The sequence below is a fragment of the Akkermansia massiliensis genome (assembly GCF_023516715.1).
Taxonomy (GTDB): Bacteria; Verrucomicrobiota; Verrucomicrobiia; order Verrucomicrobiales; family Akkermansiaceae; genus Akkermansia; species Akkermansia massiliensis.
On the sequence record NZ_JAMGSI010000001.1, the window covers coordinates 805247 to 819810 of the forward strand.

18 protein-coding genes and 1 CRISPR repeat array are annotated in these 14564 nt (G+C 53.9%); of the genes, 3 read left to right on the forward strand and 15 right to left on the reverse strand.

Translation table 11 applies throughout. From position 1 onward, the window contains the following. Positions 1-3 precede the first annotated feature (3 nt). Positions 4-2415 carry a CRISPR-associated helicase Cas3' gene (gene cas3, locus M8N44_RS03380; protein ID WP_180975184.1) on the reverse strand — a complete coding sequence of 804 codons (2412 nt, stop codon included), beginning with the start codon at positions 2413-2415 and terminating at the stop codon, positions 4-6. 156 nt (positions 2416-2571) lie between these two features. On the opposite strand from cas3, the gene cas4 reads away from it, so the two are divergent. The 3 genes from cas4 to cas2 are packed head-to-tail and all read left to right on the forward strand — an operon-like array spanning position 2572 to position 4561. After that, positions 2572-3240 (forward strand): CRISPR-associated protein Cas4, encoded by a 669-nt coding sequence (gene cas4, locus M8N44_RS03385; RefSeq protein WP_102728418.1) that lies wholly within the window; start codon positions 2572-2574, stop codon positions 3238-3240. Further along, positions 3237-4256, forward strand: a complete 1020-nt coding sequence (gene cas1c, locus M8N44_RS03390; RefSeq protein WP_102722926.1) for a type I-C CRISPR-associated endonuclease Cas1c — start codon at positions 3237-3239, stop codon at positions 4254-4256. The genes cas4 and cas1c overlap by 4 nt, the downstream gene beginning before the upstream one ends. 14 nt (positions 4257-4270) lie before the next feature. Then, the gene (gene cas2, locus M8N44_RS03395) at positions 4271-4561 is read left to right on the forward strand and encodes a CRISPR-associated endonuclease Cas2 (RefSeq protein ID WP_102722925.1); all 291 of its coding nucleotides are present in this window, start codon (positions 4271-4273) and stop codon (positions 4559-4561) included. A gap of 202 nt (positions 4562-4763) precedes the next feature. After that, a CRISPR array of direct repeats spans positions 4764-6136; the repeat unit is 33 nt; unit sequence GTCGCACTCCGCAAGGAGTGCGTGGATTGAAAC. 504 nt (positions 6137-6640) lie between these two features. Here cas2 and M8N44_RS03400 read toward each other — a convergent pair. From M8N44_RS03400 to M8N44_RS03465, 14 genes are all read right to left on the reverse strand, one after another. Beyond that, positions 6641-6874: a hypothetical protein gene (locus M8N44_RS03400; RefSeq protein WP_102734055.1), complete on the reverse strand. Its 234-nt coding sequence runs from the start codon at positions 6872-6874 to the stop codon at positions 6641-6643. Between the two features lie 691 nt (positions 6875-7565). Next, positions 7566-7955: a hypothetical protein gene (locus M8N44_RS03405; protein ID WP_249853001.1), complete on the reverse strand. Its 390-nt coding sequence runs from the start codon at positions 7953-7955 to the stop codon at positions 7566-7568. Positions 7956-8196: 241 nt separating this feature from the next. Next, on the reverse strand, positions 8197-8355 hold the full coding sequence (locus tag M8N44_RS03410) for a hypothetical protein (RefSeq protein ID WP_180971470.1): 159 nt from the start codon (positions 8353-8355) through the stop codon (positions 8197-8199). Beyond that, complete coding sequence (locus M8N44_RS03415) at positions 8348-8869, reverse strand: host-nuclease inhibitor Gam family protein (protein ID WP_215833974.1); 522 nt, start codon at positions 8867-8869, stop codon at positions 8348-8350. The genes M8N44_RS03410 and M8N44_RS03415 overlap by 8 nt, the downstream gene beginning before the upstream one ends. Beyond that, complete coding sequence (locus M8N44_RS03420) at positions 8862-9137, reverse strand: hypothetical protein (protein ID WP_102734049.1); 276 nt, start codon at positions 9135-9137, stop codon at positions 8862-8864. Before M8N44_RS03420 ends, M8N44_RS03415 begins: the two co-directional genes overlap by 8 nt. Beyond that, entirely contained in the window at positions 9134-9379 is a 246-nt protein-coding gene (locus M8N44_RS03425; protein ID WP_102734048.1) for a hypothetical protein, read from the reverse strand. Before M8N44_RS03425 ends, M8N44_RS03420 begins: the two co-directional genes overlap by 4 nt. Then, positions 9372-9689, reverse strand: a complete 318-nt coding sequence (locus M8N44_RS03430; protein ID WP_215833973.1) for a DUF6874 family protein — start codon at positions 9687-9689, stop codon at positions 9372-9374. The genes M8N44_RS03425 and M8N44_RS03430 overlap by 8 nt, the downstream gene beginning before the upstream one ends. Next, on the reverse strand, positions 9686-9970 hold the full coding sequence (locus tag M8N44_RS03435) for a hypothetical protein (protein ID WP_215833972.1): 285 nt from the start codon (positions 9968-9970) through the stop codon (positions 9686-9688). The genes M8N44_RS03430 and M8N44_RS03435 overlap by 4 nt, the downstream gene beginning before the upstream one ends. A gap of 10 nt (positions 9971-9980) precedes the next feature. Beyond that, on the reverse strand, positions 9981-10337 hold the full coding sequence (locus M8N44_RS03440; RefSeq protein WP_102734045.1) for a hypothetical protein: 357 nt from the start codon (positions 10335-10337) through the stop codon (positions 9981-9983). A gap of 22 nt (positions 10338-10359) precedes the next feature. Further along, a complete protein-coding gene (locus M8N44_RS03445; protein ID WP_102734044.1) occupies positions 10360-11394 on the reverse strand; it encodes an AAA family ATPase in 1035 nt (344 codons plus the stop codon). 13 nt (positions 11395-11407) lie between these two features. After that, on the reverse strand, positions 11408-13453 hold the full coding sequence (locus M8N44_RS03450; protein WP_102734043.1) for a hypothetical protein: 2046 nt from the start codon (positions 13451-13453) through the stop codon (positions 11408-11410). A 2-nt stretch (positions 13454-13455) separates the two neighbouring features. Beyond that, positions 13456-14151 (reverse strand): DUF3102 domain-containing protein, encoded by a 696-nt coding sequence (locus M8N44_RS03455; protein ID WP_215712125.1) that lies wholly within the window; start codon positions 14149-14151, stop codon positions 13456-13458. Beyond that, the gene (locus M8N44_RS03460) at positions 14141-14359 is read right to left on the reverse strand and encodes a sigma factor-like helix-turn-helix DNA-binding protein (RefSeq protein WP_249853084.1); all 219 of its coding nucleotides are present in this window, start codon (positions 14357-14359) and stop codon (positions 14141-14143) included. Before M8N44_RS03460 ends, M8N44_RS03455 begins: the two co-directional genes overlap by 11 nt. A gap of 28 nt (positions 14360-14387) precedes the next feature. Then, positions 14388-14552, reverse strand: a complete 165-nt coding sequence (locus M8N44_RS03465) for a hypothetical protein (RefSeq protein ID WP_180971952.1) — start codon at positions 14550-14552, stop codon at positions 14388-14390. Positions 14553-14564 lie beyond the last annotated feature (12 nt).

The following is a 14564-nucleotide window of genomic DNA, read 5'->3' on the forward strand; positions in this document are numbered from 1 at the left end:
TTTTTAAATCCGGGAAACGGTCAGCGCACCGGAAGTCTCTCCGGGGTCTGTGAGAAAGCCCAGAAATGGATCATATTTATTAGGTACTGTTGTATAAATATCCACTCCTTCCTGTATACGCATGATGTCTCCCGCATTCAAGTATTTTCCAAGAAGTCGGTTGGAAATCGCGACGGAATAGGCTCTGGCTTTTTGGATCCATTCATTCCATTGTTCCCATTCTTCATCCGTATGAGGATTCATGTTCCAGAGTTTTTCCCTGCATTCTTCCCCTCTTCCATAAGGGGTGATAACAGCTATTGTATCAACCTGGATCGGATGATAGTGGCGTGCTGCCGAGTCAAAGGCCTGGAAAAGACGAAGGGGAGCATATTTGGACTGCTGACGGGGATATGTCATCAGTTTGGAATTTTGAGATAGCGCATCCTCCATGTTGGTGACGACGCCGGAGCATTTAAACGGGTAAGACAGATGATCATGATTATGAGAGCGGGTGAGCTTGCCGTAGAATTCCTTAAAATAGAGCGAAACGGATTTGTTTCCCAGAATTCCTCCTTCTTCAGGATCACAAATCATTCCCATAGCAATTTCTCTTCCGATTTCAAGTTCCCGGAGAGAATCCAGTCTTTCCAGATTGCCTGCGGGATTAATCAGGATAACTCTTCCCCCGGGACGGTTGGCGTCCCTGTTGCATCGGCCTGCCGCTTGAGTGCAGGAATCCAGGCCGGCCACGCTCCGTATGATTACGTCAAAATCTACGTCCACTCCGGCTTCAATGAGGCCGGTACTGATGCACACAACGGCTTTTCCCTTCCTTCTGGCCTTTTCCAGGGATTCTTTGTCAATACGGTTCGTGATGATTTCTTTCCTGTGGGCAGGGCACATGTTGGTGCTGAGGTGGAAAACGTCCGCCTCTGTATTCAGGTCCCGGCAGGCGCAGGCCAGTTTAGAGGCCAGTTTTTTGGTGTTTACGATGACGAGGGTGGGGCCTTTGGAGAAAGCTTGCTCCATGATGGAGTCCCTCATTTTTTCTACGGTCCAGTAATTGGAGGATTTTAGTTCACAGACAACCTCGCATTGACGGAATTGGCTAAATTGATCGAAATAAGCTTGGCTGTCCGGAATAATAGGTGTTTCGATGAGATGAGCATGCGTTCCGTCTTCCGTGGCAGTTTCCGGAGGAGTAGCCGTACAGCGGATGGTGCTGCTGTGGCAGATGCCGGAGAGAAAATCCAGCGAATGTTCAAAAAGCCGTAGTGAGGTTGGGGGAATAGCTTGCACTTCGTCAAAAATAACAACGGCATTTGCCAGGGAGTGCATGCGCCGCACATGCTGTTTGCCGGATGCATATAAGGCATTCAAGTATTGGACGGATGTAGTGAGTACAATGGGAACGTTCCATGTTTGAGTGGCTTCCATGTACCAGGTTTTTCTTTTCGGTGACCATGGTTCCATTTCTCCCTCCTCGTTAAGGGTTTCCTTCACCAGATTGGAATGATGCTCCAGGATGCAGTCTTTATATTCATTTCCAAGTACTTTCCGGATGGCATTGGCCGTTTGGTCAAGAATGGAGGTATAGGGAATGATGTAGATGATGCGTGACAAATGGTGCCGCCGTGCATGTTCCAAGGCAAATCTGAGGCTTGAGAGAGTTTTGCCTGCACCGGTGGGAAGTGTAAGGTTCCACTTGCCAACTTGTCCTGGCGCAGCTTGAAGGCACTCCTGCGACATGGCTGCCCGGCTTTGATTGATGGGAGTATCAGCCTTGAATTGTTCGAGATGTTTATTCAAGTTTTTTAACATTCCTTCCCAATCCGGGTCCGGAATGCTTTCGTAGCTTCCTTTTCCGGAAGCACTGGTGTAATCCGCTTCGATAAGGCTGCTCAAGCAGAACCGTGCGATTAGTCCGGCATGGAATGCTTGTTTTTTTGGACAGTGGCCAAACAGGGTGGCAAGGAGGGTGTAAACATTCTTGAATTCCGTGGCCAGTTCCGTTTTTTTCAGGAGAGAGTAGTAATGATCTTTCTCCTGAAACGTCAATTTGGACAGGATTTCATCAAGATGGGTTTTCTCTCCGGATTTTTCCATGCGCTTGGAGAATACGTCATCTCCGGGCATCGTGCCACGGAAGCAGTCAATGAGAGCAGAGTTGTGATGGGAGGCAATACATAAAGCAATGATTTGCCGGAAGATAAAAAATTCTTCAGAGTCCTCCGGGATGGGAAAATAATTCCAGACAAACTGGGCTCCAGCAGTGGAATGGTCTATGCCGCTTTTTGGAATTGGAGGACTGATATGTTGAGAGAGAGCATCCATGTATTGCTGAAAGTCTGCACTCATTTTGCCGAAGTCGTGCATGCCGCCGATCAAGGCCCCAAATTGCGATAGCCCTAAGGGAGCAAGCAGGGTAGACATCGTACGGGAACATTCTTGTTCGTGAGTGGAAAGAGACTGATGGGGGCGAGCCTGATACATGTGAAACTATCATAGGTTCCATATGATCATTTGCAATATATGAATTGATTAATTTAGTATTTTATTTAGTGTTTCACCCTGAACAGAATTTCCAAGATGCCTTCTTCCTTTTTTTCAGTGCCCCTGGCGGCATTACAGCATTACTTGTATTGTCCCAGGCAATGCGCGCTGATTCATCTGGAATGCGTGTGGGCTGATAATCAATTTACGGCGGAGGGGAATGTATTTCATGAACGGGCGGATTCCGGCATGACGGAAAACCGCGGGCGAAAGAGGATCCTGCGTTCTCTTCATATTTCTTCCCTCCAATGGGGAATTCACGGCATTGCGGATGTCGTGGAGGCTGTTTATGCTGAGAAAGGCGGCATTCCCGTATCCATGACGCCCGTGGAGTACAAGGTGGGCAAGCCCAAACCGCACCGTGCGGATGAAGTGCAGGTGTGCGCCCAGGCCTTGTGCCTGGAAGAAATGTTTGGGTTGGAGATTCCCTCCGGTTTTCTGTTTTATGGAAAGCCCCAGAAAAGGATGGAGGTGGTATTTGATGAAGAGCTGCGTACTCTGACAGCCGGGGTTATCAGGAATGCCAGGGAGGTGTTAACCGGGGGAGTGACGCCGTTGCCCATGTATTCCAAAGCCTGCAAGTCCTGTTCCCTGGTCAATGATTGTCTTCCTGACGTTTGCCGGGAGCACAGGCAGACCATGAAGGCCCGGGTGGATGATGTGTTTGAAGATAGTCTTGGTGCAAGTGAAGCTGATGATTTATGAAGAAACATTTAAATACCTTGTTTGTGACGCTGGAGGGATGCTGGCTGTCCAAGGATGGCGATACCGTGAAAGTCAATTCGGAAGGAACATGTTTGCTGCGGGTTCCCCTCCATAATTTGGAGGGTATTGTGACGCTGGGATGGGACATAGGAGTTTCCCCTTATTTGATGGGGGCCTGTGCGGAGCGCGGCATCACGCTTTCCTTCTGCAATCCTTACGGTAAATTCTTGGCTGGCGTCCAGGGCTTCATGAAGGGAAATATCCTGCTGCGCCGGGAGCAATACCGCTGGGCTGATGATGAGGCAAGATGGGTTGGCGTTGCCCGGGAAATGATAGGAGCCAAAATTGCCAATTGCCGCAGTTTGCTTTTAAGAGCGCAGAGAACTTACGGGAAAGATTTGTCGGAAGCGGTGGACCGTCTGGCTGCTTTTTGCCGCATGGCCCGCGGGTGCAGTTCCGGCGATATGCTGCGGGGCATTGAAGGTTCCGCTGCGGAAACATATTTTTCCTGCGTGTCCCATTGCCAGAGGACGGAAGAGCCGGAGTTAGTGTTTGAAGGCCGCAACAGGCGTCCTCCCAAGGATTGTTTTAACGCCCTTCTATCTTTTCTATATAGTCTGTTGTGCCATGATGCCAGGTCCGCTCTTGAAAGCGCCGGCATTGATGCGGCCGCCGGTTTTCTGCATCGCGACCGTCCGGGGCGTCCCGGAATGGCCTTGGACCTGATGGAAGAATTCCGGGCGCCGCTGGCTGATCGCCTGGCTCTTACGCTAATCAACCGCAAGCAAATTTCCGCAGATGATTTCGACAAGGAGGAATCCGGAGCCGTCTTTTTGAAGGAAGATTCCCGTAAGAAAGTATTGAATGCCTGGCAGGAGCGCAAGAAGACCGTTTTGGTGCACCCCTTCCTTCAGGAAAAGACGACACAGGGATTGCTGATTCACATCCAGGCCCTTTTGCTAGCACGTCATTTGCGCGGAGACCTGGACTGCTATCCTCCGTTTATTGGCAAGTAAAACGCTCCTTAGCCATGTATATTCTCATTACTTATGATGTAGCTACGGATGACAAGGCCGGGCAGCGGCGGTTGCGTCAAGTTGCCCGCGCCTGTGAAAATATCGGTCAGAGAGTGCAGAATTCCGTGTTTGAATGTGAGCTGGCTCCGGCCCAATTGGTTGACATCAGGAACAAGCTGCTTAAGATTATTGATAACGAGAGCGACAGCCTGAGAATTTATCACATGGGGTCCAATTGGCATCATAAAATAGAGCAATTGGGCAAGGAGAAGAGTTTCGACATTTCCGGCCCTTTGATCATTTAAAAGCTGTCTGAGCACGGCCTTTGCGCCAACCCCAAGCTCACACCAATTTCCCGGGAGATCGGCGATTGGCGTAATACATTGGGAATGGAAGATTGACAGATGAATACTTAGAAGAGAAGGCTAGGTGATGATGGCCTTCTTCGGGAGGTTGGCGCAAAGTATCGTTTGCGCTGTTGAATAACAATGTATATGGTCAGGCGCAGTCGCACTCCGCAAGGAGTGCGTGGATTGAAACATTCTCCGTCACGTCCCCTTGTTTGGACACCAGCGTCGCACTCCGCAAGGAGTGCGTGGATTGAAACTATGTGGGGCAGTTAATGATGATGGCTCTTGAGGGTCGCACTCCGCAAGGAGTGCGTGGATTGAAACCGGTCGTGGAGGCTGATATGCGCCAGATTGGCAAGTCGCACTCCGCAAGGAGTGCGTGGATTGAAACTTTTTAACCGGCGCCGCAACAGGGGCGGCTTCCGGTCGCACTCCGCAAGGAGTGCGTGGATTGAAACGTTTTCGTCAACCCGACATATTCTCGGTTGGCGTGTCGCACTCCGCAAGGAGTGCGTGGATTGAAACAACATTGCTCCACTCCTCATCAGTAGGAGCCGTCAGTCGCACTCCGCAAGGAGTGCGTGGATTGAAACTTTCTCACGAACAGCGTGAAGAAATGCGGTCCATGTCGCACTCCGCAAGGAGTGCGTGGATTGAAACTTCTCAAATTCTTGCCTAATCCTCCAAACTGACCCGTCGCACTCCGCAAGGAGTGCGTGGATTGAAACGTGAGTTCCGCGATCCAACGGAACGGAATATGCCGTCGCACTCCGCAAGGAGTGCGTGGATTGAAACCCTACCAGATTCCCCGACTTGGCCGGGACAATGGGTCGCACTCCGCAAGGAGTGCGTGGATTGAAACAACGTCTCTTCAAGCTTGGGCTTGCTGGGGGGAGGTCGCACTCCGCAAGGAGTGCGTGGATTGAAACATGATCTATGCCTCGGAAGACGTTCCCGGCTTTGGTCGCACTCCGCAAGGAGTGCGTGGATTGAAACTTCATCCTCCATTGCAGGTTTTCAATGATGGTTCGTCGCACTCCGCAAGGAGTGCGTGGATTGAAACTTGTTATGCCTGAATCGTGCTTCCGATTTTGCATGTCGCACTCCGCAAGGAGTGCGTGGATTGAAACCCGTTTGACGCGGTGCGCAAGGCCGTCCTCGGCTGTCGCACTCCGCAAGGAGTGCGTGGATTGAAACCCATAAAGCCAACAGGGACAATCCGTATGCCTACCGTCGCACTCCGCAAGGAGTGCGTGGATTGAAACGTGGCGGCTAGGGATATTTTCTTTCCGTTACTCGTCGCACTCCGCAAGGAGTGCGTGGATTGAAACCAGATACCAGCGTGCTTTCTTGAGGTCTTCAATAGTCGCACTCCGCAAGGAGTGCGTGGATTGAAACGTTAAACTACAAGTAAAACAGCTGTCAAGAAATGTCGCACTCCGCAAGGAGTGCGTGGATTGAAACAAGTTCAAACTGTTGCATCACCTTGGTCATCAGGTCGCACTCCGCAAGGAGTGCGTGGATTGAAACGTCGCTGGTCAGTGAGGTGTGACAGGGATCATGGAAAAGGGGTGAATTTGGGGTGAAGAGGGGTGAAAGCTTGATGAATTAAAGGCTCGCAGGGTGGACAACGTGCAGGAAGAAAGAAGGTGAAAAATTCCGCGATAGAAATGAATTTGACAGAAAGATGGTGAATTTTTTTCGTTGAGTGCAATGTCGTTGCAAGAAGAGTGCAAACTAAGAGAAATAGCGGCCATGTCTGAATCAAATACACCTCTTGTTATAACGCCGATCCCAGTGTACGGATCAGTTACTGTCATATCTCCGCAGGACCAGGGTAATGCCCATCCCCAGACCTATCATCTGCGGGAGTCGGCCATTGTGCTAATATGGGCCACTCGTCAGGGTCATGAGATAACAGCATGGGTACGGGACGTGCTCAATAACGTGTGGGTGATTATCCACGAAGACGAGTGAAACAGGAAAACAAAAAGGCCGCCAGGAGCAACCTGACGGCCTTAATTGTATCATAGCCTAGTCATCACAACATAAAGCACGGACAAAAGGTGTCATTTCCTCGCCCTGATGATCCTCCAGCAGTTGCTCTATCCTTTCGTCAATGATGCACAGGACAGTAGAATAGAGACTATCAGCATACAGTGACTGCTTGGTGGTGACAACAAGCGCTTGGATGGCTAGATTGGACTGTTGGCCATTGCGATCAATAACGTAGCAATTAAGCTTATCGCCCGGCTCTAAGGTTTTCATGATAGTTTTTCTGTTATTTCAATCCGCGCATCCACAGGAGGCATGCACCAGGCGGGGGCGTCCGGTCTGGCATCGGAATTGATGATACATCTCTTGCCTAAGATATCGGTATCCCTGAGGAGCTGGAAGCATCCAAAGTCCGGTAGGGTACTCATAGACATTGCCGAGGCGGTATGCGATAGCTATCTCCTGATCCTGGTAGTATAGATCGTACTGCTTGCGCGTAATACCGCAGCCATCCTTGACGACATCCCATACATCATTGACATAGCCGACATGGGTACTAATCAGGTCAACCTCGCCAACGATCCGTGATACCGGGGCAGTAGCGTAGATGATCAATCCATCCACCCCTCTGGGTGAGTGGGAGATCTTGCGCAGCTCCCATATCTTGGAGCCATCCCGGTACATATCCCAGTACTGAGGACGCAAGGGTATCAGAGCAAGCCTCCTGCTCATGGCTGCCCCTCCTCACTATCTGGTGAGACAATACGCCAGGGAGCAGCGATGTCAGCTGCGTCCGGAGTCAAAACCCAGTCCGTCCATATCCAATCCACTAGGACATGGTTGATTGGATCGTATATGGCCGTGATATTACCATATTCAGGATTGCAGGCGGAGCACTCAATGACGGCCCCATCCTTGGCAGCCATGAGCGCCTCCGGCCATGTGAGCGGATAAGTAGGATCATTCATGGCTGCACCTCCTGATCTGGCATCCATATATTACTACGGAATCCCCGCTCAGTGGCCTTATGCGGCCCAGGAGTGGGAACAATACGTACAGCCCCGACATGATCAGCCAGCTTGCCGGGCGGCATAGTGCACGGATCAGCGTGCGGTTCGTAGGTCTCCTGCCCGGTTTCAGCGACCATCTTGCGAGTCTCCGCCCGTCCCCGGTTGATGACGGTGTACATCAGGTGCCGGACGTGTTCCACGGCGGCCCAGTTGCGCAATGCCTGGTACACATCCCGGCCCGTGCAAGGCAGGTGCAGCTGGTCGCGCACAATCTCGGCCAGATAGTCCGGAGTTATCTCATAGCGCTGCATGGCATCACGCAGATTGTGGATGGCCTTGTCCATCTCCGACCAGGTACGGTCCTTGACAGGCGCACAGCCAAGATAGGATGCCAGCCTATTATAGATAGGTACGTAGTGCTCCTGGGTGGCTTTGGTCAATGACTCGGTGATCCCTGTGGCTGCCCAGACCTCGTCGTGCCTCCAATCTCTCAGAGACGGGAGGGGGCATCCCTGGGACTGGATACGCTTGTAGGCCTTGCCGGCCATAATGGACAGTACGGCGATCTGTCGCTTGGTAAGTGGCTTATTGTTCATGACCGGGATTTTGTAGAGCCTTGATCAGTTGTTGCCGCTGCTTGGGCGTCAGATAGACAAGAGTGGCTGTTGCTCCTCCTCTATCAGTGCCCGTCCAGATAGTCAGCAGGGTCTGGAATCCATAGTCTTTAACCTCAATCTTAGTCATCCCTGGTACTCCTCTCTACGTAAAAAGTCTCCACCTGTTTGATCTCCAAACCCAGCTTGGCGAGCTTGTGAGGCTTGACATGCTGGCGGATTGCATCCTTGTCAGGAGTCACCTTGGTGACCAGGTACGCCTTGCGGCGCGTAGTCTTGAGCAGGGCGACAATCTTGTCCCACGTCCAGCCCTTGGCGGGCTTGAGGGAGGGCTGCCCCAGACGATAACCGTAGGTGGTCAAAGCGGTGGTGCCGGATTTGCGGCCCTTGGAAAACAGCTCGTCCCTGCGGGGGGATGCCCATTGCTCGGCCATCTTGGTGAGCCGGTCAATCTCCCTGGTCAGCTCGCTGATTTTAGGGTCGTGATCCGTGAGCACTTGCTGCATGGCGGTTTCCTTGGCGGCTTGCAAGGTATCCAGCTCGACGCCTTTGCGGGCGATGTCGTCCAGGGTCTGACAAAATTCAGCCTTGTCCTTAATAATCTGCTGGTCGGTTGCTTTAGTGGTTGTGCGTATTTTACCCATTGTTGCGTGTGTGTTGTTTGTTGAGTTGTTTTCTCTTTTTGGCCAGCATGTTTACGACATGCTGCCAGGTAAGGTCTGGCGTGGCGCTGAGCCACTCCAGAAATCGCTCTCCATCTACAGGGACGTAGTACTGTCCGAGCTGCTCCAGCCGGATGGCGATCATGCCCGGCCAGCGGGGGTCACAGACTTCCCAGTGGTCACACGCGCCGGGGAAGCGGGAGAGTTGCAGGCCGATGAGATAGGCCAGTGTATTGGGATCGTAGGTCATGGCTGGTCAATGTAGATGTAGACGGGAGGGATGGGATTAACAGGCTCGGCTCTGTTGATCAGCTTGTGTACCAGGTCATCGGATGAAAGATGATTGCCGTGATTGGCGCGGTTCAACTCTGAGCGGATGCCCTCGGTCATGATTCTTCGGCACTCCGGGCAGACCGCATAGGTCTGCCCATGGCGCTGGATGATCTCCAGGCGCGCGTGCCGGTGGTAATAGCAGTAGATATCCTCATTCATGACGGCAGTCCTCTTTGGAAGCATCAAAAAAGCGAGGCAGGAAACGCTTATTCAGCTCTCCCGTGGCTGTGTTAATGTGAGAGCTGATACCGTAAATATCGTGCATCAGGCTGAAATGGTCACCTGATGCCATATCCTCCAGCCGCAGGGGGCAGCCGTTGCAATGGCAGGCCTCCAGATACATCATGATGTCATCCTCACCCATCCGACGATCTGGCGAGATGAATCTGCGCATGATATCTGCAGCCCTCTTGGCGATGCGTTCAATGATCTCACGCTCCGCAGGTGTGGCGGTAAACAGATCTTTCATTGTTGGCCCTCCCGGTTGCGATTGATGGCATCGGCCATTACTTCGCCGATAGCGTTCGTGTTGCTGGCAATGACTGTCTTGAGCAGCGTGTCGACACGTGATGCCGGCGTCTCGTGGTCCGCATCCCGGAGGGTCTCGTTGTAAATAGACAGCCCTTGCTTGCCCGTGTCCGTGATAACATCCTCAATATGGATGATATAATGGCCTCTCTTGGGGTCCGGTTTGACATTGGGGGCTTGCCGCCCCCTGTCCTGTTGATTGTTAGTGTTGGTGCTGTACATGATGGTGGTGTTATTGGTTGGAAGTTGAGTCAGGCTGGTCGGCCTCGGTGGGGCCGACGGTGATGCTGGCCAGGCGGATATTGCCCAGCAGGGCGTGCAGATGGGATATGGCCAGATTGAGGGAGTCATAGTCCGTCTTGGTCAGGAGGGCCACCTTGCAATGGCTGACCCGATCAACATGGATATGCTGGGTGATGTAAAGCAGCTGCCGGTGCCGTTCCCACTGCGCCTCGCTCAATACCGGGATAAGTTCCAGGGCAAGGCTGTGATGCGTGGTGATGAGGGCGTCGAGGTCAGCCAGGCGGAGGACCACATAGCGGGTCGCTCCCAGGTCAACGATGCTGTACTTGATGGTCTTCTTGCGCATGAGATAAGGGTGGAGTGAATGGTTAAAGGCCCTTGGCAAGCACCTCAATCATATCAGCAGCGCGCTGGAAGTGGTGCCAGCCGTAAGGCTCGCCGGCTTTGGAGGCCAGAGTGTAGCCAATAGAAAGGAGCTTGGTATAACGTCCCAGGCCGACGTCGTTGGCTACTGCTTTTACATAGCCGATGATGTCCGCGCCCGGTTCCGGCAAACCGTAGTGCTGCCAAAGTTGTTTCAGGTCGCGCAGGGGCAGCGTGTCTTTAAGAGCCACGGTCATGCCTCGTTTGACGATTTGTTCCAGAACGCCCTTCCAGGACATGTCCTTATTGAGCGCGTCACACCATACTTTAGTGCCGATAAGCAGCATTCCGCAGTTGCACTCGTCGGCAATTTCGCGGAGCGTTTCCACGGTGCGGATGCCAAGCTTTCGCTCCTGGAGGATCACCTGGTGTATTTCGTCCACCACAATGAGGTGCTGGGGCGTGATGGTCCGGTACAGGTAATCCATGTACATGTCCATGTTTCCCGTGCCGGTATTGCCCAGGGCCTGGGCCATGCGCCGGATCATCTTGCCGGGAGAGGGAGATACCGGGCAGCGCACCAGAACCGTGGCTCCCTTGGCGGCGGCATATTCGCGGATGGCCGTTGTCTTGCCCCGCTGGGTCATTCCGATAACGGATACAATCTGCTGCCGCACGCGGGCATAGTCCGCCGCGTCCCATATCCGTTGCGCCATGCTAGTCTGTACATACGGGGGCTTGTCCCCTGCTTCCAGCCGGGCCTCGTGAAGGGATTTATAGCGGTAAATGCTCGTGATCACCTTGTCCACACCAGCGCCATACGTGCCGGAAAGCACGCGCTGCACCACGGTGGGACTGTAGTTGATGGCATCTCCCAGGGAGGCAAGAGTCATGTTTTCCTGCCGTCCGAGGTTATTGAGCCACAGCACGGCATCGCGCTGGGCGGCCGTATAGGTGGAGCATTCCTTGATGGCTGCTTCGTACTGATCCCACTGCGTTGCAACCGCAGTGCAATCCTGTTGTTTTGTTGTTTCGTCCATATTTTAGGGTTGGTTAGAAAAGGTCTGAAATATTCACTTCCACGGCGCTTTCGTCGTTATTCGCAGGTGGCGGAGTATCGGAAAGGAGGGCGGACATGTCTTCTTTGCGTACCATGCGCCGCCCTCTGGCGGTGCCGGGAACGGAAGGGGTGATCAGGCCCAGGTCGGATTGGTCCGCCTCGTGCATCACGTCCTTGTTGGCCTGGTGGCGGCTCGCGTTGAAATTGTTTTCCGCCTGCCAGCGTGCTTTCTGCCGGGCCATGTCTGCGGCTTTGCGCGCCTCCACCTTGCCGATGGTCTTGTACAAGTCTTCGCTGAGCGGGTTGACGCGGACATACTGCGGAGCGCGTCCCAGGATGCGGCCTTGATCATCCAGCACAATCAGCTCGTGCAGGGCATAGGGGTTGATTACCACGCGGTATTCCTTCCGGTCGATCAGCCGGACGGGCGCCTGCCCGTCATTGGAAATTTCAGCCAGATAGATAATCGGTTCGCCGTTGTTGCAGAATTTGTCCTGTACCCTGATCAAGCCGTCGATCACGCGCACCGTGCGTCCAAAGTCACGGTCATCCCCGATCAGGTCCACATAAGCCGCCAGGGGCAGCCTGACCAGACGGCCCTTGCCACGTTCCCATACGTCTGCCGGGCTGAGGTCCGTTTCCCTCACCAGGTCCGGATGCTGGCCCACCAGTGCCTGGAGCATCATCTTTTGTTCCGGGGACTGTCTGAGGTCGTGTTCATTTACCCAGCAGCCGTTGCCGATGCAGTACTGTATGGTCTTGTTGCGGCCCCAGCCGCTGATTTTGTGGTCTGTGCGGCCATTGATCAGGGCGTACTTGATAGTGAGGTATTCCGTGAAGTCCTCAAAGTTCATGACCGGCATATCAATTTTGTCGGCCAGGTCGTCGCGCCCCTTGGCGCGCAGGGCTGCCTGCCAGAAGGCCACCTGTTCTGCCTCGCGCCTCATGCCCCAGGTGATTGCCGGCTCATTGCGTCCTGTCCAGCCCACCTGCAAGGGCAGATTGCCCTGCACGTTGTGAATCAGGTTGTGCGATCCTTCGATGCCGGCTTTGGCCTGCGGGTTGCCCTTGCCGCGCGCCGCCCGTCCTCCGATCGCCTTTTGAGCCGCTCCCTTGATGCCGCCCTTGCGGACCTTGAGCACGCCGCCCGTGGCGGTTTCCAGCAGTTTGATCTTATCTTCGGAAAGAGTCGCCGTCCGGTGCTCCATCATGATCACGCACGCCTCCGGATGGTAGCCGATATAGCGCAGCACATAGGCCAGGAACATGAGGGCCATTTTGCGGTCCAGGGCTTGCCGCCTGTCATCGGACATGCGGCGGAAATTGGGAATATGCCCCCAATGGATGCGGCATGCGCTGGCATAGTCGAACATGCCGAATTCGGAGACGCGCACCGCCTGCCCCCGGTACATGACTTCCGCATCGTGCATCACGTCGTCCATTTCATACCACTGCCCCGGCTCCAGCACGGAGCGGTCACGCAGCACGGGCAATTCCCGGACGGCTCCCATGCCAAACCGGGCGCGGTGGATTTCCTTTTCATGGTCGGCAAAAATGCGGTACAAAGCGCGTTCGTTGACTTCTTGCGGAATGGTGCCTGGAACGTGGCGTTCATAGCCGTCAATAGTCATGCCTCCGTACAGGAAGATGGTAAATATTTTGCGGATGGCCTCACGGCTGGATCGGCATTCATGTTCGGCAAACCGTACGGCCCAGGCGCGGAAACGAGGGGTTTTGATGCCGTAGTCCTCTACCGGCTTGTTGTTGCGCACGCGGCCATCCAGCAGAACATGCCAGTCCTGCGTGGCCTGCCAGCGTTTGATGATGCGGGACACCTGGGTAACGCTCAGTCCCATGTGCCGGGCCATCTGGCTATACAGGCCGCATGGCCCGGTGAGACGCTTGCCCTGTTTAAGCGCGCGCTCCATCCACTCAAGCTCATGCGCCCACTTGGTCACACGGTCGCGATGCTTTTCAGGCAGGGATTCAAATTCCTTGTCCGTCGCGGCGGCGGCATAAATGGCAAGAGTTTCCGTCATCGTTATGCGTTGGTTAAGGCGTTGATGATCCTGAGGGCGTTATTGAGAATGTCTTTACCTTCTGCCAAGGCATCCTGGTTCACCAGCGGCAAGCGTCCGGTATCCAGCATGGCTTCAAGGTCCACCATGATGCGGGCAAATTCATCACATGCTGATTTTTGCCGGGCGGCCAGTGCTTCCTCCGGGTCCGCAATGGGCTGGGGTTTGCCTGTTCCCCGGTTGTCATCAATGGTGCTGGTGCCGTGAGATTTGGGCGGAGTGACCACGCCAAAGTCAAAGTAGGCTTGCCGGAGGCTGTCAGCGTCGGAAAGCTTGCCGATCTCTTCCAGCGTGCGGGCGTCTCGGCGTCCGCTTTCTATAAGCGCCACATCCACCGTGCCCAGCTTCCGGGCGCGCTTGAGCACTTCCCGGTAGAGTTTCATGTAGCGTGCAGCCGTGCGATATTCAAAAGTGACACATGTGTCACTTTTGCCAAATAAGGCTTTCCATTCCCCATGCTGGGCTGCCGCTTTCATGCGTGCGAGCAATCCACCCAGCACAACCGCAGTCATCCAGCGTTTTTGCTCAAGGGTTTGAATTTGATTTGTCAATCCGGTGATTTGGCCGTGCAGAGCGTTGGCCCGGACGATTGCAATTTCCCAATCCCGGTTGGTAGTTGTCACCTCATTTTGAGGCATGATCTGAATCTCATATTTCATCTTTGAATTTTCTGAAAGCGATTTTGATTTTGCGCATGGCGGCGCGCTCAATGCTGAAAACCCGTTGCCGGGTTAGGCCCAGATAGAGGCCAATTTCCCGTTGTGTCAGGCTGCCGGCATGATCCAGGCCATAATGGCGGCGGAATTCCGGCACCCGCCAGAGGGCCTGCCAAATGGCCCATTCTTCCTCCGTCATGGGGATGTCCATGTTCACGGCGTCCTCAGGTTGCATGGCGTTATTTGGTGAGGGGTACAGGCAACACGGCGGTGCGGGCATCCTTGAGGCCCTCGCGCACCTGAGCGGCTTCTTTGTCCAGGCAATACACCACCGCCCAGGCGGCCAGCCAGCCCATCAGGGCCATAACGGCCACGGCTCCAGCAAATTCTGCAATATCCCGCATAATGATATTGAT

What these genes read in the sequence shown, in the direction of transcription:
- M8N44_RS03435 (WP_215833972.1), bottom strand. Translation starts at nt 9,970, where the DNA reads ATGTACAGCACCAACACTAACAATCAACAGGACAGGGGGCGGCAAGCC.
- M8N44_RS03415 (WP_215833974.1), bottom strand. Translation starts at nt 8,869, where the DNA reads ATGGGTAAAATACGCACAACCACTAAAGCAACCGACCAGCAGATTATT.
- M8N44_RS03430 (WP_215833973.1), bottom strand. Translation starts at nt 9,689, where the DNA reads ATGAAAGATCTGTTTACCGCCACACCTGCGGAGCGTGAGATCATTGAA.
- cas3 (WP_180975184.1), bottom strand. Translation starts at nt 2,415, where the DNA reads ATGTCTACCCTGCTTGCTCCCTTAGGGCTATCGCAATTTGGGGCCTTG.
- M8N44_RS03420 (WP_102734049.1), bottom strand. Translation starts at nt 9,137, where the DNA reads ATGACCTACGATCCCAATACACTGGCCTATCTCATCGGCCTGCAACTC.
- M8N44_RS03460 (WP_249853084.1), bottom strand. Translation starts at nt 14,359, where the DNA reads ATGGACATCCCCATGACGGAGGAAGAATGGGCCATTTGGCAGGCCCTC.
- M8N44_RS03465 (WP_180971952.1), bottom strand. Translation starts at nt 14,552, where the DNA reads ATGCGGGATATTGCAGAATTTGCTGGAGCCGTGGCCGTTATGGCCCTG.
- M8N44_RS03450 (WP_102734043.1), bottom strand. Translation starts at nt 13,453, where the DNA reads ATGACGGAAACTCTTGCCATTTATGCCGCCGCCGCGACGGACAAGGAA.
- M8N44_RS03410 (WP_180971470.1), bottom strand. Translation starts at nt 8,355, where the DNA reads ATGACTAAGATTGAGGTTAAAGACTATGGATTCCAGACCCTGCTGACT.
- cas1c (WP_102722926.1), top strand. Translation starts at nt 3,237, where the DNA reads ATGAAGAAACATTTAAATACCTTGTTTGTGACGCTGGAGGGATGCTGG.
- cas2 (WP_102722925.1), top strand. Translation starts at nt 4,271, where the DNA reads ATGTATATTCTCATTACTTATGATGTAGCTACGGATGACAAGGCCGGG.
- M8N44_RS03440 (WP_102734045.1), bottom strand. Translation starts at nt 10,337, where the DNA reads ATGCGCAAGAAGACCATCAAGTACAGCATCGTTGACCTGGGAGCGACC.
- cas4 (WP_102728418.1), top strand. Translation starts at nt 2,572, where the DNA reads ATGCCTTCTTCCTTTTTTTCAGTGCCCCTGGCGGCATTACAGCATTAC.
- M8N44_RS03405 (WP_249853001.1), bottom strand. Translation starts at nt 7,955, where the DNA reads ATGGACAAGGCCATCCACAATCTGCGTGATGCCATGCAGCGCTATGAG.
- M8N44_RS03455 (WP_215712125.1), bottom strand. Translation starts at nt 14,151, where the DNA reads ATGAAATATGAGATTCAGATCATGCCTCAAAATGAGGTGACAACTACC.
- M8N44_RS03400 (WP_102734055.1), bottom strand. Translation starts at nt 6,874, where the DNA reads ATGAAAACCTTAGAGCCGGGCGATAAGCTTAATTGCTACGTTATTGAT.
- M8N44_RS03445 (WP_102734044.1), bottom strand. Translation starts at nt 11,394, where the DNA reads ATGGACGAAACAACAAAACAACAGGATTGCACTGCGGTTGCAACGCAG.
- M8N44_RS03425 (WP_102734048.1), bottom strand. Translation starts at nt 9,379, where the DNA reads ATGAATGAGGATATCTACTGCTATTACCACCGGCACGCGCGCCTGGAG.